The sequence below is a fragment of the Streptomyces sp. NPDC000151 genome (assembly GCF_040301705.1).
In the GTDB taxonomy this organism is placed as follows: domain Bacteria; phylum Actinomycetota; class Actinomycetes; order Streptomycetales; family Streptomycetaceae; genus Streptomyces.
Map to the genome: position 1 here is coordinate 12194 of NZ_JBEPFC010000006.1, position 18502 is coordinate 30695.

Genomic DNA, 18502 nt, shown 5'->3' on the forward strand with positions numbered 1-18502 from the left:
GTGCTTCCCGCGGTCGAGGTTACGGCAGGTAAGGGGCGCCGGAACGGGACCTGAAGAGGAGATCGCGGGTGTCCGCCCCCGCCGGTCGGCGGGGCGTGCCGCGGACCGGCGGGGGATCCGCCGGCGGGCCGGGGCGGCGAGGGTTGCGGGCATGACAGGAAAGCACGCAGCGCCCAAGGCGCGGTCCCGGCGCGGCGCGGCGCTCCGCAGGACCGTACTGACCACCACAGCGCTGACCGGCCTCTCGGCCACGCTGGTCGCCGCCGCGCCCGGTCACGCCGCCTCCGGGTACACCGCCGCTCCCGTCCGCGGCCTGGTGCCGGAGTACGCGAAGCCCGGCAGCGGCGGGGCGGACGAGCGGGCGTTCCTCCAGCGGAACCACCTGCTGGAGCGGGTCTCGGGCAAGCTCAACACCCGGCTGCGCATCCCGGCGAAGATCCGGATGACCGGCCGCTCGTGCGGGAACAGCGACATCGCGTACGACCCGGGCAGGGGCCGGATCGACGTCTGCTACGAGTTCGTCGCCGAGGTCCGCGACATGTTCAAGGACGCCGGGTACGGCAGGGTCGGCGAGCGGACGGCGGGCGTGGTGTCGGAGACGCTGTACCACGAGTCGGCGCACGCGCTGATCGACAAGCTGCACCTGCCGTTCACCGGCCACGAGGAGGACGCCGCCGACCAGTTCGCCGCGTACAACCTGATCCCGCAGGGCCGCGGGGGCCAGGAGTCGCTGCTCGCCGCAGCGGAGAACTACGACCTGTACGCGCGGGAGGAGGCGGGCCACATCGACCACTCCGACGAGCACTCCCCCAGCGCCGCGCGCGCCGCGAACTACCGCTCCTACCTCTACGGCGCCGACCCGAAGCGCTGGCGCTCACTCGTCGACGGCACGCACCTGACGCGCGCCCGCTCGGAGTACTCCCGGGAGGACTACCAGGACCTCAGGGCCGGCTGGTCGCACCTGTTGCGGCCGCACCTGCGCCGGCGCTGAGGCCGGCCGCCGCCTGCCGCCGGGCCGCGGCGAGGACGGTGTCCAGCAGGCCCGGGAAGAGCCCTTCCAGGTCGTCCCTGCGCAGCGCGTTCATCTTGGCCGTGCCGCGGTACGCCTGGGTGATCACGCCGTGTTCGCGCAGCACCCGGAAGTGGTGGGTGAGCGTCGACTTGCTGACGGGCGCGTCGAAGACCGAGCAGGAGCATTCCCCTTCGGCCTCGTCCAGCACCAGCACGATCCCGAGGCGGACGGGGTCGGCGAGCGCGTGCAGCACGTCCTCCAGCCGGATGTCGTCGCGGCTCGGGTGCCCCAGCACGCGCGGGGCGTTCCCGGTCGGCGTTGGGGTGACGGCGGGCGGCATGACGGCTCCTGTCGGTCGGCGCACGAGGGCCGGGCGGACGGTGAATGTACGAGACCTATCGTACTTCCCGGCCGCCCGGCCCGCCATGTTTCCGGCGCGTTCCGGCACGAAAGAACGGGGTGAACTCGCGCCACACCCCTTGCCAAGGCGAGATCGTACGTGTTCGGATTATCTCCATCGGGACGCGCCGACCGGCGCGTCACCGCAGATCAGAGCATGATCAGAGCATGTTCGGCGGGCTCATCACGCATGTCTGCGCACGCTTGCGCCCGCCCCGCACGACGCACTCCACGGGCTCACGAGCCCACGTTGCCCGTACGTTCCCCGTACGTCCTTGGAGGACCCGTGTTCGATCTTTCCTCCGTCGACCTGCTCGACGCCTTCACCCGCGAACTGCGCCTGTGCAAGCTCCGCAGCGACGAGCACGTCGTCGTGCTCGCCGAGCCGGGCAGCCGCGGCGACTACGTGGCGGCCGCCTTCGGCGCCGCCAAGGCGTGCGGCGCCCACGTCATCGCCGCCACCGTGCCCGGCGGCACCCCGGCCCCGATGCCCAGCACGCACACCGGCGCGGGCCCCGGCCTCACCTCCGTACTCCACGACACCACCGCCCAGGACCTGCTGAAATCCGCCGACCTGGTCGTCGACCTGACCCGCGAGGGATTCATCCACGCGCCCGTCCAGCAGGAGATCCTCAAGGCCGGCACGCGCATCATCTTCGTCTGCGACGCCCCCGACGTCCTCGTACGGAATCTGCCGAAGGAGGCGGACAAGGCGGCGGTGCTGGAAGGCGTCGAGCTGCTGAAGCGGTCGTCCGTCATGCGGGTCACGTCCGCGGCGGGCACCGATCTGACGGTGCGGCTCAGCGGCTCGAAGCCGGAGTTCCAGTGCGGCTTCGCGGACGACCCGGGGCGCTGGGACCACTGGCCCAGCACGATGGTGCTGTGCTGGCCGGAGATCTCCGACGGGCGGATCGTGCTCGCCGAGGGCGACATCCTGCTGCCGTTCAAGGAGTACGTACGGGAGCCGGTCACCCTGGAGATCGCCGCGGGCCACATCGAGAAGGTGACCGGCGGGGCCGAGGCCGCGCTGCTGAACACCTTCTTCGAGGACGCGGACGACAAGTGGGGCCGCAGCCTCTCCCACATGGGGTGGGGTCTGATGCGTACGGCGGACTGGTTCGCCACCGCGATGTACGGCAAGGACGAGCTGATGGGCATGGACGCCCGCGCCTTCGCCGGCAACTTCCTGTGGTCCACGGGCCCGCACCCGGTGCTCGGCCGCGAGTCCTACGCGCACCTCGACATCGCGATGCGCGGCTGCACCGTCTCGGTCGACGGCACCGAGGTCGTCGTGGCCGGCCGGCTCGCCGAGGACGGCTGACCGGCCCCGCCCTTCGTATCCCGACAACGCCTTGGAGGAACAGTGGCGCCCAGCCAGTCGTACCAAGTCACCATCGTCGGCGGCGGTCTCGGCGGCATGACCGCCGCGCTGGCCCTGCGTCATCAGGGCCTGCGGGTCACCGTCCTGGAGCAGGCGGCGCAGCTGGGCGAGGTCGGCGCGGGTATCCAGACCGCGCCCAACGCCAGCCGGGTCCTGCTCGGGCTCGGCCTGCGCCGGCAGCTGGCGGCCATCCACACCGAGCCGCTGGACCAGGTCAGGCGGCGCTGGCAGGACGGCAGCATCATCGGCCTCACGTCGCTGGGGCAGCACTGCAAGGACCGGTACAACGCCCCCTACTGGCACTACCACCGGGCCGACCTGCACCGCGTGATCATGGAGGCGTGCCTCGACCCGGCGGGTCCCGGGCCGGCCGTGGAGGTGCACACCTCCAGCCGGGTCGCGGAGCTGGACCGGTCCGACCCCGCCCGGCCGGTGGCCGTGACCGACGACGGCCGCCGGTACGCCGGGGACGTGCTGATCGGCGCCGACGGCATCCGCAGCCGGGTGCGCGACCTGATGGGCGCGGCCGACACGCTGGAGTTCTCCGGCGAGATGGCCTTCCGGGCGCTGATCCCCGGCGACCTGATCGCGGCCGACCCCGCCACCCGCTGGCTGGTCGACCGGTACCAGAGCACCATCTGGTACGGCCCGGACCGGCATCTGGTCCACTACATGATCCGGCGCGGGGAGTTCCTCAACATCGTCGCGTGTGTGCCTTGCACGGACGAGGTCGCCGAGAAGTGGACCGTCGCCGCGACCACGCAGGACCTGGTGGATGCCTTCCCCGGGTGGGACGACCGGGTGCCCGCGATGCTCTCCAAGGCCAAGGAGGACGTCAGCTGCTTCGCGCTCTACCACCGGCGCCGGGACCCGGTCTGGATGGACGGCCGCGTCGCGCTGCTGGGCGACTCCTGCCACGCCATGCTCCCGTACCAGGCGCAGGGCGCCTCGCAGGCGATGGAGGACGCGGCGGTGCTCGCGGAGGAGCTGGGCGGTGTGCACACCGGTGACGTCGAGGCGGCGCTGCGGCGCTATGTCTCCCGGCGGGCCAAGCACGCGGGGATGGTGCAGGACGCCTCGCTGCAGAACAAGACCTTCTACCACTTCCCCGACGGGCCCGAGCAGCGCGCCCGGGACGAGAAGCTCCGGCGCTTCGAGGGCGAGTCCGACCTGTCCTACGAGTGGCTGTGGGGCGGCACCCCGCTCCACGACCCCGACGCCGTCGCCTTCTCCTACCAGTTCGCCCGCTGACCCACCCGGCTGTCCCTTGGAGCGACCATGAAGACAGGCGATCAGATCGTCCAGGACCTCCCCTGGAGATGGGGAGTCCAGGGCCGGATCTTCCTCATCGGCGGCCTCGGCTACCTCTTCGACGCGTACGACATCGCGCTCAACGGCTTCCTGATGCCGCTGGTCGGCGCGCACTTCGACCTCTCGCTCGGCGCCCGCGGCCTGGTCGCCACCGCCAACCTGGTCGGCATGGCCGTCGGTGCGGTGGCGTGGGGCGCGGTCGCGGACCGCATCGGCCGCAAGAAGGCGTTCAGTGTCACTCTGCTGATCTTCGCGGTGTTCTCGGTGCTCGGCGCGCTCGCCCCGGCCTACCCGGTCTTCCTGGCCCTGCGCTTCCTGGCAGGCGTCGGGCTCGGCGGCTGCATCCCGGTCGACTACGCGCTGGTGGGCGAGTTCTCGCCGCGGAAGTACCGGGGGCGGGTGCTCACCGCGCTGGACGCGTGGTGGCCGGTGGGCGTGACACTGTGCGGCCTGGTGTCGACGGCGATGCTGACGCTGGACGACAACTGGCGGTGGATGCTCGCCACGATGAGCCTGCCCGCGCTGCTGCTCTTCTGGGTGCGCCGCGGCGTGCCCGAGTCGCCGGTCTACCTCACGCGGAAGGGCCGCGAGGCGGAGGCGCGAGCCGTCATCGACGACCTGGTGGCGCGCACCGGGGCGCCCGTCGAGCCGTACGTGATCCCGGATCCGGTGGTCGAGGAGCGGACGCGGGGCCCGCGGGCCGCGGTCGAACAGCTCGTCGGACTCTGGAAGTTCAGCCCGCGGATCACCTCCGCCGCCTGGCTGCTCTTCGCGACCGTCATGCTCGTCTACTACGCGGCGCTGAGCTGGCTGCCCTCCATCCTCAAGGAGGAGGGCCTCGGCGACACGGCGGCGTTCATGAACACCACACTGATGAGCGGCGTCGGCATCGTCGGCGTGCTGGTCTCCACCGCGCTGGTGGACCTGGTCGGCCGCAAGTGGCTGATCGGCGTCTCGGCGCCGATCGCTTCCCTGGCGCTGGTGGTCTTCGCGCTGGTGCTGAAGATGCCGACCGGGTCGGTCGTGGCCATCGGCGCCTTCGGCTTCCTGATGCAGCTGACCATCCCCGCGATGTACGCCTACGTCGCCGAGCTCTACCCGACGCGGCTGCGGGCGAGCGGCTTCGGCTGGGCCTCGTCCGTCAGCCGGGTGCTCACGGGATTCGCGCCGCTGCTGTTCGGCTCGGTGCTGTGGCCGGTGCTCGGGCTGCCGCTGACGTTCGCGGTACTCGGCCTGGCGGTACTGCTCGCCGTCGGCTGGATGGCGGTCGCGGCGCCCGAGACGAAGGGCCGGGCGCTGGACGGCACGGACCCGGACGCCCCGGCGGACGCGCCGCAGCCCGCACCCGAGCACACTCCCTGACCGCTCACCGTACCGAGAGGAGGACCATGAAACCCGCCCCCTTCCGCTACCACCGGGCGCGCAGTGCCGAGGACGCCACCCGGCTGCTGGCCGAGCTCGGCGACGAGGCGAAGGTCATCGCCGGCGGCCAGAGCCTGGTCGCGATGATGAACTACCGGCTGGCCCGGCCCGCCCACCTGGTCGACATCGGCGGTCTGCGCGCCCTCGACCACCTGCACACGGACGCCGACGGCGGCCTGCGCATCGGGGCGCTGACCACGCACCACACCGTGGAGACCGCCCCGCCGGGCGTCCTGGAGCCGGGGTTCGGCGTGCTGCGCCGGGCCATGCGCTGGATCGGGCATCTGCCGATCCGGACCCGCGGCACGGTCGGCGGCAGCCTCGCGCACGCCGACGCCACCGCCGAGTGGTGCCTGCTGGCCGTCGCGCTCGGCGCCGAGCTGGTGGCCGAGGGCCCGCACGGGCAACGCCGTATCCGCGCCGAGGACTTCTTCTTCGGGTACTACACCACCGCGCTGGACCCCGGCGAACTCCTCGTCGAGGTCGTCTTCCCGCGGCCCGCGCCGCACGCCGCGCTCACCGAATTCGCCGAGCGCCAAGGGGACTTCGCGATCGTGGCGGCCGCCGTGGACCTCGACGTCGAGGACGGGGCGGTACGCGGTGGGCGGGTGGCGCTGGGCGGCGTGGCCCCCGCGCCGGTACGGATTCCGGCGGCGGAAGCCGTGCTGGCCGGTGGCGGCACCTTCGCCGAGTGCGCGGCCGCCGCGGCCGACGCGAGCGATCCGCCCGGCGACGCCAACGGCAGCCCGGCATACCGCCGGCACCTCATCCGCACCCTTGTCGAGCGCGCCTGCGAGGAGGCGATGTCACCGTGACACCCCGTACGGAGGACCGGCTGGTCGGCCAATCGGTCGCCCGCCGCGAGGACCCACGGCTGCTCTCCGGCCGCGGCCGGTTCGTCGACGACATCGCGCTGCCGGGGATGCTGCACGCGCAGTTCGTCCGCAGCACCGTCGCGCACGCCGAGGTCACCGCCGTCGACCTGAGCGCGGTGCGCCACGTACCGGGCGTGGTCGCGGCGTTCACCGCCGAGGACCTGGAGCTGGCCGACATCACGGCCCGGCTGGACCGCCCGCTCACCGAATTCGTCCCCACGGCCATGCCGGTGCTCGCCCGGGACCGGGTCCGGTACGTCGGCGAGCCCCTCGCCATCGTCGTCGCCCGGGACGCGTACGCCGCCGAGGACGGCCTGGAGGCGGCCAAGGTGAGCTATGCGCCGCTGCCCCCGGTGACCTGCGAGGACGATGCGCTCGCGCCCGGTGCGCCGCTCCTCCACGACGACGCGCCGCGCAACACCCTCGTCGACGTCTCCCTCTTCGCCTCGGAAGGCATCGACGCGGTCTTCGCGGCCGCGCCGTGCGTGGTGCACGTCGACTCCCGGACGGGACGCCAGAACGCACTGCCGCTGGAGACCCGCGGCACGGTGGCGCACTGGGACGACCGCGAGGAACAGCTCGTACTGGAGACCTGTACGCAGGTACCGCACCAGGTGCGCACCGTCGCCGCGCGCTGCCTGGGGCTGGACGAGCGGGCCGTACGGGTGCGGGTGCCGGACATGGGCGGCGGCTTCGGCCTGAAGTGCGTCGTCGGCCGCGAGGAGATCGCCGCCGCCGCTGCCGCGCTGCGGCTGCGCCGGCCGGTCAAGTGGATCGAGGACCGCAAGGACGCGCTGACCGCGTCGTTCCTCGCCCGCGAGCAGCACTACGACGTGCGGGCCGCGTTCGACGCCGAGGGCCGCATCCTGGGGCTGGACGCGGAGGTGGTGTGCGACATGGGCGCGTACTCCTGCTACCCGTTCACCGCGGGCATCGAGCCGCTGATGGCGTCGGCCGAGATGCCGGGCGTGTACAAGGTGCCCGCGTACCGGGTGCGCGGCCGGGCGGTCACCACCAACAAGGCGCCGACCGCGCCGTACCGGGGCGTGAGCCGGCCGCAGTACGTGATGGTGATCGAGCGGCTCTTCGAGCGGGCCGCGCGCGAACTGGGCCTGGACCCGGTCGAGATCCGCCGCCGCAACGTCATCACCGACTTCCCGTACACGGGCGTCAACGGCATCACCTACGACCCGGGCTCCTACCGCGAGTCGCTGGACCTGTGCGAGCGGGCGGTGCGGGCGGAGGGCTGGTACGAGAAGCGGGCGACGGCCGCCGCCGAGGGGCGCCACCTGGGCATCGGGTACTCCTGCTTCAGCGAGCGCACCGGCTACGGCTCCACCGCCTTCGCGCAGCGCAAGATGGAGGTGGTCCCCGGCTTCGATCTCTCCGAGGTCCGGATGGACACCAGCGGCGCGGTCACGGTCACCACCGGCACGATGAGCCACGGCCAGAGCCATGAGACGACCATGGCGCAGATCGTCGCCGACGAGCTGGGGCTGCCGCTCGCGAAGGTGAAGCTGCACCAGGGCGACACCGACCGGATCACCTACGGCTGGGGCACCTTCGCCAGCCGCTCGATCGCCGTCGGCGGCAGCGCGGTCCGGCTCGCCGCCGCCGAGCTGGGGGCCAAGCTGCGCCGGATCGCCGCGGCCCGCTGGGGCGTCGCCCCGGAGGAGACGGAGTGCGGCGAGGGGCTGGTCCGCCGCCGCGACGCGCCTTCCGTGACGCTCACGTACGAGCAGCTGGCCGAGATCGCGTACCTCAAGGCGCATCTGCTGCCGAAGGACATCGCACCGGGGCTGACCGGCACCGCCGCGTTCGATGTCTTCAACGACGGCACGTTCTCCAACGCCACCCACGCCTGCGTGGTGGAGCTGCACGAAGGCACCGGGCAGGTGGAGATCCTGCGGTACGTCTGCGTCGAGGACTGCGGCGTGGCCATCAACCCGCAGGTGGTGGAGGGCCAGTGCCGGGGCGGCATCGCGCAGGGCATCGCGGGCGCGCTGTTCGAGCAGGTGACGTACGACGCGCAGGGCGAGCCGTCCGCGACCGGCTTCATGGACTACAAGGTGCCCACCGCGCACGAGATCCCCGAGGTGGCGATCCACCATCTGGAGACGCCGTGCGCGTTCACCGAGACCGGCGCGAAGGGCGCCGGCGAGGGCGGCACGATCGGCGCCCCGGCCGCCGTGCTGAACGCCGTCAACGACGCCCTGCGCACCACCGGCGTCGAGCTGGACCACACCCCGATCACGCCGGAGGCGGTGCACGACGCACTGCGGCGGCAGCGGACCCTGGAGCGCGCCCGATGACCGATGCAGCGACTGATCTGCAGTTGATGACACTTGATGTCAACGGTGAGGAGCACGAGGTGCTCGCCGAGTCCCGGCGCACCCTCGTGGACGTACTCCGGCACGATCTGCGGCTGACAGGCACGCATGTCGGATGCGAACACGGGATCTGCGGCGCCTGCACGGTGCTGGTCGACGACCGTCCCGTACGGGCCTGCCTGATGTTCGCGGCACAGGCGGAGGGGGCGCGAATCCGTACCGTCGAGTCCCTTTCACAGGGCACCGACGAGTGTGAACTCAGCGATCTGCAGCAAGCGTTCAGCGCACACCACGGGCTCCAGTGCGGCTTCTGCACGCCCGGGTTCCTGATGCTCGCCGAGGGGTTCCTCGCCGAGCGGCCGGACGCGAGCAAGGAGGAGATCCGCGAGGTGGTCGCGGCCAACCTGTGCCGGTGCACCGGCTACCAGACCATCGTCGAGGCCATCGACGGCTGTGCGGCGGCCCGTCGGCGCGCCGGGAAGGAGAACTGATGCAGCTGACCAACACGGTCCCCGTGAAGGCCCCGCCGGACCAGGTGTTCGCGCTGCTCAACGATGTCGAGCGGGTCGCGTCCTGCATGCCGGGCGGCACGCTCACGGGGCAGGACGGGGACGCCTGGCAGGGCAGGGTGACGGTCCGGGTCGGCCCGGTCACGGCGGCGTACGCGGGGACCGTACGGTTCCTGGAGGCCGATGCCGGGGAGCGGCGGCTGCGGGTGCAGGCGCGCGGCGCCGACACGCACGGCAGCGGTGACGCCGAGGCCGAGGTCACGCTGGTGGTGGCGGAGGCGCCGGAGGGCGCGCTGCTGCGGCTGGACACGGACCTGGTCATCCGCGGGAAGATCGCGCAGTTCGGGAAGGGCGCGATCGGCGCGGTCTCGGACCGGATCCTGCAGCAGTTCGCGCAGAATCTGGGGAGTCTGCTGGATCAGGAGCGGGTGCCGGCGGCGGGTCCGTCGGCGATGCCTGCTGCCGCCGGCACTCCGGTCACCGCGGCCGCCGCCCCGGCCCCCGAGCTGGACGGCCTGGCGATGCTCGGCGGGCCCGCGCTCGCCAAGTACGGCCCGGTGGCCGCCGCCTTCGCCTTCGGGCTGTTCGAGGGCTGGCTGCTCGGCCGGATGGCCGGGCTGCGCCGCGAGCTGAAGGCGGCGAGGCGGGCATGAGCGCGAGCCAGTACGGAACGGCCACCGACCGCACCTACGACCGGGCCGGCTTCGGCGCCCCCGTGCGCCGCGGCAGCCGCCCCGCGATCGTGGTCGTCGACCTCACCCGCGGCTTCACCGAGGACTCCTTCCCCTCCGGCGCCGATCTGACCGAAGTCGTGGGCGCGACAAGGGAATTGATCGAGGCCGGCCGGGCCGCCGGGGTCCCGGTCGTGTTCACCGCCATCGCGTACACCCCCGCAGAGGCGGCCGGTGACGGCATCACCTGGCTGCAGAAGGCACAGGGGATGCGCGCCCTGCACGAAGGCAGCGAGGCCGTCGCGATCGATCCCCGGCTGCCGCGCCGCCCCGAGGACCATCTCGTCGTGAAGAAGGGCGCGTCGGCGTTCTTCGGCACCTCGCTCGCCGCCACGCTGACCGGCCTGGGCTGCGACACGGTCCTGATCTGCGGCGCGACAACGAGTGGCTGCGTACGCGCCACCGCGGTGGACGCCGTGCAGTCCGGCTTCCCCGTCCTCGTACCGCGCGAGTGCGTGGGCGACCGCGCGCCCGGACCGCACGAAGCGAACCTCTTCGACATCCAGGCGAAGTACGGCGACGTCATCGGACTCGCCGAAGCGGTCGACTATCTCAAGGAACTCCCCATGCCGCAGCACGACATGCCGCAGCACGCACAGGACCGGCGGTCGATCAGCCAGGCCGCGTCGGCGGACCTCGCCGACATTCCCGCCACCAGCCGCTGGGTACGCTCCGGCGCCGCCCGGCTGCACGTACTCGACTACGGCGGTCCCGGCGTCCCCGTGGTGATCCTGCCCGGCATCACCAGCCCGGCCGTCACCATGGACTTCGTCGCACGCGAACTCACCGATCTGGCACGGCCGTTGGTGGTGGACGTGCGAGGGCGCGGGCTGTCGGACGGCGGCGGCACGTACACCCTGGAGGAGTACGCCGAGGACACCGAGGCCGTGGTGACCGGGCTCGGGCTGGAGCGCCCGGTGCTCTTCGGGCACTCGATGGGCGCGCGGATCGCCGCGGTCGCCGCGGTGCGCGGCAAGGTGCCCCTCGGCGGTACAGTGCTCGCCGACCCGCCGATGAGCGGTCCGGGGCGGGGCCCGTACCCGACCACGCTGGACGCGTTCCTCGGGCAGCTCGCGCAGGCCGTGCGCGGCACCGACGCCGACGAAGTCGCGGCCTCCTGGCCGCGCTGGCCGCGCCGGGAGCAGGAGCTGCGGGCCCGCTGGCTGAGCAGCTGCGAGCGGGCGGCGATCGTGGCCACGCACCGCGGCTTCGAGACGGAGGACTTCTTCGACTGGTGGCCTTCCGTGCCGGGGCCGACGGCGCTGCTGTACGGCGCGGACAGCCCGGTGGTCACGGCCGCGGGGGCCGCCGAGGCCGCCGCCGCACTGCCCTCCGCGGCCTTCACCGCGATCCCGGACGCCGGCCACATGATCTTCTGGGACAACCCGCCGGCGGCGCTCGCGGCCCTGCGCTCGGCACTCACCGCCGTGCTGCCGTGACCTGCTGGTCCGCCGCCGCCCCGGCAATCCACCGTGATTGAGTTGGCCCATGGCTGACGACACCGCTTCTGTAGCACCTTCGTCCGAAATTCCCAAGGTCCCCACGGCCCTCACCGCAGCGCCCGGCTACCAAGTACGCCGTCTCTACCAGGCGTATCTCGCGGTCTGGGTGCGGGCCGTGGACCCCACGCTCACCGGACCGCAGTTCGCGGTGCTGACCGCCGTGGACGCGGCACCGGGCCGCGACCAGAGATCGATGGCCTCGGCCGTGGCCCTGGACACCTCCACGATGGCGGACGTGGCCCGGCGGCTGGAGAACCGCGGCCTGATCGTCCGCCGCACCGCCGCCGATGACGGCCGCCGCAAGCTGCTCTACCTGACCGAGGAGGGCGAGCGGACCCTCCACGACGCCAACGACCGGGCGCGCGCCCTGGACGAACGGCTCCTCGGGCCGTACGACGCCGAGCGGCGCGCGGACCTCATGCACCTGCTGACATCCATGGCCGACCACTGGGAGGGCCTGGCCAGGGAGTCCTGACCCCACTGGAGAGACCCGTGACGGACCACCACATCGGCATGATCGTGCCGAGCTCGAACCTGACGATGGAGACCGAGCTGCCGCGCATGCTGCGGGCCCGGGAACAGGAGCGGCCGGGCGACCGCTTCGTCTTCCACAGCAGCCGGATGCGGATGCAGCACGTCACGCCCGAGCAGCTGCGCGGCATGAACGCGCAGACCGAGCGGGCCGCGCTCGAACTCGCCGACGCCCGCCCCGACGTCGTCGCCACGGCCTGTCTGGTCGCGATCATGGCGCAGGGTCCGGGCCACCACTGCACGGCCGAGGCCGAGATCACGAAGGCGCTGCGCGGCCAGGGCGCGCAGGCTCCGGTGGTCTCCAGCGCCGGTGCGCTGCTCGACGGCATCGCGGCGCTGGGCGCCCGCCGGGTCGCGATCCTCACCCCGTACATGAAGGACCTGACCCGGCTGGTCGTCGACTACATCGAGGACGCGGGCGTGGAGGTGGTCGACGCCCTCAGCCTGGAGGTCCCGGACAACCTCGCAGTCGCCCGGCTCGACCCGGACGACCTGCGCGACCACTGGCGGAAGCTGGACCTCGGCCGGGCCGACGCGCTGGTCCTCTCGGCGTGCGTGCAGATGCCGTCGCTGCCGGCGATCCAGCCGGTCGAGGACGAGGCGGGGCTGCCGGTGCTCTCGGCTGCCACCGCCACCACGTACCGCATCCTCACCGAACTGGGCCTGGATCCCGTCGTACCGGACGCGGGACGGCTGCTCGCCGGGGGCTGAGCGTTACGTGGTGCGGGCCGGCCGCTGCCACCAGTGGCGGCGCCTGGGGTGGACGGCGCGGCCGAGGCGGCGGCCCAGCAGGACGTAGCCGAGCAGCGCGCCCGTGGTGTTCAGGATGACATCGTCGATGTCGAAGGCGCGCCCGGTGACCAGGGCTCCTTGCACCAGCTCGACCAGCAGCATCACCAGCGCGGTCACCACGACCACCCGCAGCAGTCCGCGCGCCCTGGGCGCCACGACCGGCAGCAGCAGCCCGAAGGGCACACCGAGCAGGATGTTCCCGCCGAGCTGCTTGACGGTGTCGACGAACGCGGGCTGCGCGAGGTAGTCGCGGAGGGAGTCGCCGGGCCGCAGATTGGTGTGCGTGAGCGCCTCGGAGGCCGCCGACGGCTGGAGGGTGAGCCGGGCCAGTACGGCGCCGAAGGCCACCATGACGGCGAACGCCAGCAGCATCACCAACGCCCGCACGGGCGGCGGGAGTGGTGCCCCGCCGCCCGGCGCCGGTCGGCCGCGCTTCTTCTTCCTGGCATTGCTGCGCCGAAGTGGTCGCGGTGACCGCGCCATGAAGACCCCTCGCTTCAGGTGGACCTGTGGGAGTTGGTCTGTACGACGCTTCGGTTACCCGTGTGGCGGCAGGGCATGCGCGTCCTCGCGGGGCGCGGGGGCCGCCGGGGCCTCTTCCGTGGCGGCGGGCGCTTCGGACGGGGCGGGCGGCGCGGGCTTTCTGGAGGTGATCCCGAAGAGCGGCAGCAGGCCGGTCCGGGCGCGGTTGACCGCCGGTGCCGCCCAGCGTGCGGTCAGCGGGCCGAGGATGACCATGATCAGGACGTACGCGGTGGCGATCGGGCCGATGCGCGGCTCGACGGCCGTGGTGAGCCCGGCGATGACGATGGAGAACTCGCCGCGCGCCACGAGCGCGCCGCCCGCGCGCAGCCGCCCGTTCGGTCCGATGCCGGCGCGTCGGGCCGCGTACCAGCCCGTCAGGATCTTGGTCACGGCGGTGACGACGGCGAGCAGCAGCGCCGGGAGCAGTACCGGCGGGATGGCGGTCGGGTCGGTGGACAGGCCGAAGAAGACGAAGAAGATCGCGGCGAAGAGGTCGCGCAGCGGCGTGAGGAGCTTGCGCGCGCCCTCGGCGACCTCGCCGGACAGCGCGATGCCGACGAGGAACGCGCCGACGGCGGCGGAGACCTGGAGCTCCTGCGCGATGCCCGCGACGAGCACGGTCAGCCCGAGGACGACCAGGAGCAGCATCTCGGGGTTGTCCGAGGAGACCCAGCGGCTGATCAGCCGGCCGTGCCGGAGCGCGAGGTAGAGGACGAGGCCGACGGCGCCGAGGGCGATGAGCAGCGTGACGCTGCCACCGGCGAGTCCGACGCCGGCCAGCAGGGCGGTCAGCAGCGGCAGGTAGACCGCCATGGAGAGGTCTTCGAGGACGAGGACGCCGAGGATGACGGGGGTCTCGCGGTTGCCGAGCCGGCCGAGGTCGGTGAGGACCTTGGCGATGACGCCGGAGGAGGAGATCCAGGTGACGCCGGCGAGCGCGACGGCGGCGACCGGGCCCCAGCCCAGCAGCAGCGCGGCGACCGCGCCGGGTATCGCGTTCAGCAGGAAGTCGACGGCCCCGGAGGGGTATTGGGTCTTGAGGCTGGTGACCAGCTCGGAGGCGCTGTATTCGAGGCCGAGCAGGAGCAGCAGCAGGATGACGCCGATCTCGGCGCCGACGCCGACGAACTCCTCGCTGGCGTTGAGCGGCAGCAGCCCGCCGTGCCCGAAGGCGAGCCCGGCGAGGAGGTACAGGGGTATGGGCGAGAGGCCGACTCTCCCGGCCAGCCGGCCGAGGAGGCCGAGCGCGAGGATGACGGCGCCGAACTCCACGAGCAGTGCGGTGGTCTCGTGCATGGTCAGCCTCCGGCGATGATCGCGGCGAGGGCGTCGACGCCCTCACGGGTGCCGACCGCGACGAGGGTGTCGCCGATGGCGAAACGGAAGTCGGGGCCCGGCGACGGGTGGGCGCTCGTGCGGCGCAGCACCGCGACGATGGACGCGCCGGTGCGGGTGCGGGCCCCGGTGTCGCCGAGCAGCCGGCCGCCGTACGGGGAGCGGCTGCCTATCTGGATGTGCTCGGTGACCAGGTCGATGCCGTCGGTGCGGACGGCGTCCAGTGGCGCCGGGTCGATGAGGTGCGCGAGGGCCGTCGCCTCCTCCCGTTCCAAGGGGACCGAGGACTGGCAGGTATCGGGGTCGTCGGCGGCGTAGAAGCCGATGAAGCGGCGTCCGTCGTGGTGCACCACCACGGACAGGTGCTGTCCGGCGTGCGTGGTGAAGTCGTACCGCGTGCCGACGCCCGGCAGCGAAGTGCGTCGCGTCCCCATCGTGTCCTCCCCGGATGCCGCGCCGGCGCGCGCCGCGGCGCGGCCCCCACGCGATCTCCTTTACCTGGTCTTTGCCCTTTACCCAATCATTACAGGTGACTGGTGGGTACACCGGGGTGCCGCGCCAGGGGGCCGGTGGTCAGGAAACGGGCATGTGCCAGGGCTCTTCGGGCAGTGGGCTGCCGGTCTCCAGCAGGGTCTTGAGGTTGGACAGGACCGCCGCCCAGCCGCCGGCCGCGGCCGCGCGCTCGGCCTCGTCGGCCAGGTTCTCGTGGGTCACGGTGAGCCGGACGATCCCGCCGTACGGCTCGATGCCGAAGGTGACCTTCGACGGTCCGCCGGCCGGTTCCTCGCCCGGCTCGGCCCACGTGGTGACCAGCCGCCGCGGCGGGGCGCTCTCGACGACCAGCCCGACGACGTCGGCGATGCCGGAGCCGTCCGTCCGCTGGTGCTCCCAGGGGGAGCCGGTCTCCCAGTCGGAGACGTTGCTGTGGCCCCAGTACGCGGCCGTCAGCTCGGGGTCGGTCAGCGCGTGCCAGACCTTCTCCGGCGTGCTCTCGATGTAGGTGACGTAGGCAAAGGTCGGTCTGTCGGTCATGGCGTCCTCGGCTCGTCGTTTCGCTACCCTCTTCCAGCGTCTGCCCGCTCTGCCCGTGCGGCAGGTCAGGGCAGCGCCGAACGGAGTACGGAGACGCCCGCCGAGCAGAGGAGATTCATGTCCGCGCCCACCCCGCCCGACCCCTTCCACCCCGACCTTCCGCCCCGCGAGGACGACGGCGGCGAGGGGGTGACCCCGCTGCGGGCGCGGCTGCATCACGTACGGGCCGACGCGCTGGACGGCGACACCGCGCAGAGCGGCGGGATGCGGCGGTTCGCGGCGATCAGCGGCGGCACGGTCGGCTCCGAGCGGATCTGGATGGGCCAGACGCACGTGGCGCCGGGCACCGCCTCCGCCAACCACCACCACGGCGCCTCGGAGACGGCCATCCATGTGGTGAAGGGCCACCCGGAGTTCGTCTTCCTCGACGACTCCGGCGGCACGCCCGAGGAGGTCCGCATCCGCACGTCCCCTGGCGACTACATCTTCGTACCGCCCTACGTCCCGCACCGCGAGGAGAACCCGAGCCCGGACGACGAGGCGGTCGTCGTCATCGCCCGCTCCACACAGGAGGCGATCGTGGTCAACCTCCCCGAGCTGTACGTCCTCGGCGGCGACACCGGCCGCTCGTGAGGACCGGCCCCCGCGGCGGGTGCCGCGGGGGCCGGCGCGCACGGAAGAGGGCGCTGCGCACCGCCGCGGCGGCTCAGATCTCGGCCGCGATCCAGGCGATGTGCCAGCCGTTCTTGGCGGCGTACTCGGGGTCGATCGGCTGCCGGTCCACGCGGCGCACATAAATGCGGAAGCCGGTGGGGGTGGCCTTGTAGACCGTGTTGCCGCCGGTGGTCATCCACATCCGGTCGTCACCGGTGAGGGCCGCGATGTACGCGGGGGTGCCGGAGAATTTCCCCTCCGAGGTGTCGACGTCGAGGTACACGCCGTTTCCGTTGCGGTCGGGGTAGGGCTCCCACCCCTTGCCGGGCACCGTTTTGCCGGAAACGAGCTTGCCGTTGGTCATATCGGCTCCCGTCACTCACGTCATGTCCATAACAGCCGATCCGTATCGGCCGCCGCACCGAGTCTGCGCGGATTTCCCGGCCGGTCGCGGAGATTCCGGTGAGAATGGCCGGATACGAAACGCGGCGTACCGGGCTTGCGCGGGATGGCCGGAAAGGGCGTTGACCGGCAGCTACGGGTGACCGGCCCGCTGAATCCCGGGCGGCTGCGGGGGTTGACAGTTCAGGGCCGTATCAAGACTGTGGAGAACAGCCTCTGGCGGCCCCGACTCGATTCATCGGCGCATGAGGAGATCGCGATCCGGGCCTCGCGACGGTCCTTTCCGCAAGGCGGCGTCCGCCCCGGCGGAAATGACCTCGACTGCGGGCAGTGCGGCCTGTCCGTCATACGCGCCGACTGAATCCTTTTCCTGATGTGCTGCCCACTCGGGCATCAGCCGGAATCGGTCGGAGGTGTCCCGTGCATTCTTCCTCACCATTCCTTCCGGAACCGCAGTCACCGGAACCGCTGTCACCGGATTACGACTTCCGCGCTCCCGACGACTGGTCCGATTTCACCGAGGTGGTGGGACTCGCCTACGGCGGATACGACCATTCACCGGAACACCGCGCGGCCGTCGCCGAGTTGCTGGAGCCCAAGCGCTCGCTGCTCGCGTGCGCCGCGGGCCGGCCCTGCGCCACGCTGGCCGGCTACTCCTTGGACATGACGCTGCCGGGCACCGGCCCGCGCCCCGTGTTCGGCATCGGCTACGTGGCCGTCTCCCCCGCGCACCGCCGGCGCGGCCTGATGCGCGACATGATCCTGCGGGTCCTCGCCGACCTGCACACCACGCGGGCCGAGCCGGTCGCGGTCCTCAACTCCACCGAGCCGGCGCTCTACGGCCGCTTCGGCTTCGGGGCCGCCAGCCAGGCCGTCGGCCTCACCATTCCGCTGGAGGCCCGTGCGCTGGCCGAGGGCCCGGCCGACGACGGCCCGCCGCTCACCCTGGAGGTCACCTCGCCCGCCGAGGCCGAGGCCGCCATCGCCGCGGTCTGCCGCGCCTGCCTGGCCGAGCGCCCCGGAACGCTGCGCCGCGAGGGCGCCTGGCTGCGCCGCGCCCTCGCCGACCCGCCCGCCGACCGCGGCGGCGCCGGACGCCTGCTGTGCATGCTCGCGGTGGACGGCGCGGGCGTACGCGGCTACGCCCTCTACCGGCTCACCGCCGGCTGGACCCACTCCTACCCCCGGTACACCGTCTCCGTACAGGAGTTGAGCGCGTGCGACCCGGCCGCCTACGCCTTCCTGTGGCGTGCGCTGCTGGACGTGGACCTCGGCGGCACGGTCGTCGCCGACGCCCGCCCGGTCGACGACCCGGTACTGGCCCTGCTCGCGGACCCCCGCAGCGCGGCACCGACCGTGCGCGACCAGCTCTACGCCAGGGCCGTCGACGTCGACCGCGCGCTGTCCGGGCGCGGCTACGCCAACGAGACGGAGGTCGTCCTGGAGGTGACGGACCCGCTCTGCCCGTGGAACGAGGGCCGGTGGCGGCTCATCACGGGCACCACGGGGGCCGACTGCGTCCGGACCCGCGCGAACGCCGATCTGGCGCTCACCGCACGGGAGTTGGGCGCCGTCCTGCTGGGCGGCGGCTCCCTCGTGCAGCTCGCGCGGGCCGGCCGGGTGGCGGAGCTGCGCCCCGGCGCGGTGCGCGCCGCCGCTGCCGCCTTCCGGCACGACCCGGCACCGTACTGCCCCGTCGTCTTCTGAACTCCCCGCCCGCGACCAGCGGTTGTCACCCGCCGACCTGAGGAGCCCGCCC

General features: G+C 72.7%; 18 protein-coding genes and 2 pseudogenes. 14 read left to right on the plus strand and 6 right to left on the minus strand.

Annotation, left to right across the window (positions count from 1 at the left end; translation table 11 throughout):
* Nucleotides 1-151: 151 nt before the first annotated feature.
* Nucleotides 152-991, plus strand: a complete 840-nt coding sequence (locus ABT381_RS03465) for a DUF4344 domain-containing metallopeptidase (protein WP_351587133.1) — start codon at nucleotides 152-154, stop codon at nucleotides 989-991.
* On the opposite strand, the gene ABT381_RS03470 is transcribed toward ABT381_RS03465, so the two are convergent.
* Nucleotides 942-1352 carry an ArsR/SmtB family transcription factor gene (locus ABT381_RS03470; RefSeq protein ID WP_351587135.1) on the minus strand — a complete coding sequence of 137 codons (411 nt, stop codon included), beginning with the start codon at nucleotides 1350-1352 and terminating at the stop codon, nucleotides 942-944. The two genes, ABT381_RS03465 and ABT381_RS03470, sit on opposite strands and share 50 nt — an antisense overlap.
* 345 nt (nucleotides 1353-1697) lie before the next feature.
* Here ABT381_RS03470 and ABT381_RS03475 point away from each other — a divergent pair, with 345 nt between their 5' ends.
* From ABT381_RS03475 to ABT381_RS03525, 11 genes and pseudogenes are all read left to right on the plus strand, one after another.
* On the plus strand, nucleotides 1698-2732 hold the full coding sequence (locus ABT381_RS03475) for a 2,5-dihydroxypyridine 5,6-dioxygenase NicX family protein (protein WP_351587137.1): 1035 nt from the start codon (nucleotides 1698-1700) through the stop codon (nucleotides 2730-2732).
* A 42-nt stretch (nucleotides 2733-2774) separates the two neighbouring features.
* A complete protein-coding gene (locus ABT381_RS03480; protein ID WP_351587139.1) occupies nucleotides 2775-4043 on the plus strand; it encodes an FAD-dependent monooxygenase in 1269 nt (422 codons plus the stop codon).
* Between the two features lie 27 nt (nucleotides 4044-4070).
* On the plus strand, nucleotides 4071-5465 hold the full coding sequence (locus ABT381_RS03485) for an MFS transporter (protein WP_351587141.1): 1395 nt from the start codon (nucleotides 4071-4073) through the stop codon (nucleotides 5463-5465).
* A 26-nt stretch (nucleotides 5466-5491) separates the two neighbouring features.
* On the plus strand, nucleotides 5492-6340 hold the full coding sequence (locus ABT381_RS03490; protein WP_351587143.1) for an FAD binding domain-containing protein: 849 nt from the start codon (nucleotides 5492-5494) through the stop codon (nucleotides 6338-6340).
* Entirely contained in the window at nucleotides 6337-8712 is a 2376-nt protein-coding gene (locus tag ABT381_RS03495) for a xanthine dehydrogenase family protein molybdopterin-binding subunit (protein WP_351587145.1), read from the plus strand. The genes ABT381_RS03490 and ABT381_RS03495 overlap by 4 nt, the downstream gene beginning before the upstream one ends.
* Nucleotides 8709-9221, plus strand: coding sequence for a (2Fe-2S)-binding protein (locus tag ABT381_RS03500; RefSeq protein ID WP_351587147.1), 513 nt, complete (start codon nucleotides 8709-8711; stop codon nucleotides 9219-9221). Before ABT381_RS03495 ends, ABT381_RS03500 begins: the two co-directional genes overlap by 4 nt.
* Nucleotides 9221-9892, plus strand: coding sequence for an SRPBCC family protein (locus ABT381_RS03505; RefSeq protein WP_351587149.1), 672 nt, complete (start codon nucleotides 9221-9223; stop codon nucleotides 9890-9892). The genes ABT381_RS03500 and ABT381_RS03505 overlap by 1 nt, the downstream gene beginning before the upstream one ends.
* Nucleotides 9889-10536: pseudogene (locus ABT381_RS03510) on the plus strand (isochorismatase family protein); the annotation flags it as partial. The gene ABT381_RS03505 and the pseudogene ABT381_RS03510, both read left to right, overlap by 4 nt.
* Nucleotides 10537-10701: 165 nt before the next feature.
* A pseudogene (locus ABT381_RS03515) lies at nucleotides 10702-11409 on the plus strand (alpha/beta fold hydrolase); the annotation flags it as partial.
* Nucleotides 11410-11458: 49 nt separating this feature from the next.
* On the plus strand, nucleotides 11459-11947 hold the full coding sequence (locus ABT381_RS03520) for a MarR family winged helix-turn-helix transcriptional regulator (RefSeq protein WP_351587151.1): 489 nt from the start codon (nucleotides 11459-11461) through the stop codon (nucleotides 11945-11947).
* Between the two features lie 17 nt (nucleotides 11948-11964).
* Nucleotides 11965-12714 (plus strand): maleate cis-trans isomerase family protein, encoded by a 750-nt coding sequence (locus ABT381_RS03525; RefSeq protein WP_351587153.1) that lies wholly within the window; start codon nucleotides 11965-11967, stop codon nucleotides 12712-12714.
* Nucleotides 12715-12717: 3 nt separating this feature from the next.
* Here ABT381_RS03525 and ABT381_RS03530 read toward each other — a convergent pair whose 3' ends face one another.
* The 4 genes from ABT381_RS03530 to ABT381_RS03545 form a co-directional block, all read right to left on the minus strand.
* Entirely contained in the window at nucleotides 12718-13278 is a 561-nt protein-coding gene (locus ABT381_RS03530; RefSeq protein WP_351587155.1) for a VanZ family protein, read from the minus strand.
* 54 nt (nucleotides 13279-13332) lie between these two features.
* Complete coding sequence (locus ABT381_RS03535; protein ID WP_351587157.1) at nucleotides 13333-14616, minus strand: cation:proton antiporter; 1284 nt, start codon at nucleotides 14614-14616, stop codon at nucleotides 13333-13335.
* Between the two features lie 2 nt (nucleotides 14617-14618).
* Nucleotides 14619-15089, minus strand: a complete 471-nt coding sequence (locus tag ABT381_RS03540; protein WP_030261727.1) for a cation:proton antiporter regulatory subunit — start codon at nucleotides 15087-15089, stop codon at nucleotides 14619-14621.
* 139 nt (nucleotides 15090-15228) lie between these two features.
* Nucleotides 15229-15687, minus strand: a complete 459-nt coding sequence (locus tag ABT381_RS03545) for an SRPBCC family protein (protein ID WP_351587160.1) — start codon at nucleotides 15685-15687, stop codon at nucleotides 15229-15231.
* 117 nt (nucleotides 15688-15804) lie between these two features.
* Here ABT381_RS03545 and ABT381_RS03550 point away from each other — a divergent pair, with 117 nt between their 5' ends.
* On the plus strand, nucleotides 15805-16320 hold the full coding sequence (locus ABT381_RS03550) for a cupin domain-containing protein (protein WP_351587162.1): 516 nt from the start codon (nucleotides 15805-15807) through the stop codon (nucleotides 16318-16320).
* 73 nt (nucleotides 16321-16393) lie between these two features.
* On the opposite strand, the gene ABT381_RS03555 is transcribed toward ABT381_RS03550, so the two are convergent.
* Nucleotides 16394-16705, minus strand: a complete 312-nt coding sequence (locus ABT381_RS03555; RefSeq protein ID WP_351587164.1) for a hypothetical protein — start codon at nucleotides 16703-16705, stop codon at nucleotides 16394-16396.
* A 458-nt stretch (nucleotides 16706-17163) separates the two neighbouring features.
* Here ABT381_RS03555 and ABT381_RS03560 point away from each other — a divergent pair, with 458 nt between their 5' ends.
* Nucleotides 17164-18450, plus strand: coding sequence for a GNAT family N-acetyltransferase (locus ABT381_RS03560; protein WP_351587166.1), 1287 nt, complete (start codon nucleotides 17164-17166; stop codon nucleotides 18448-18450).
* The last annotated feature ends 52 nt before the right edge of the window (nucleotides 18451-18502 follow it).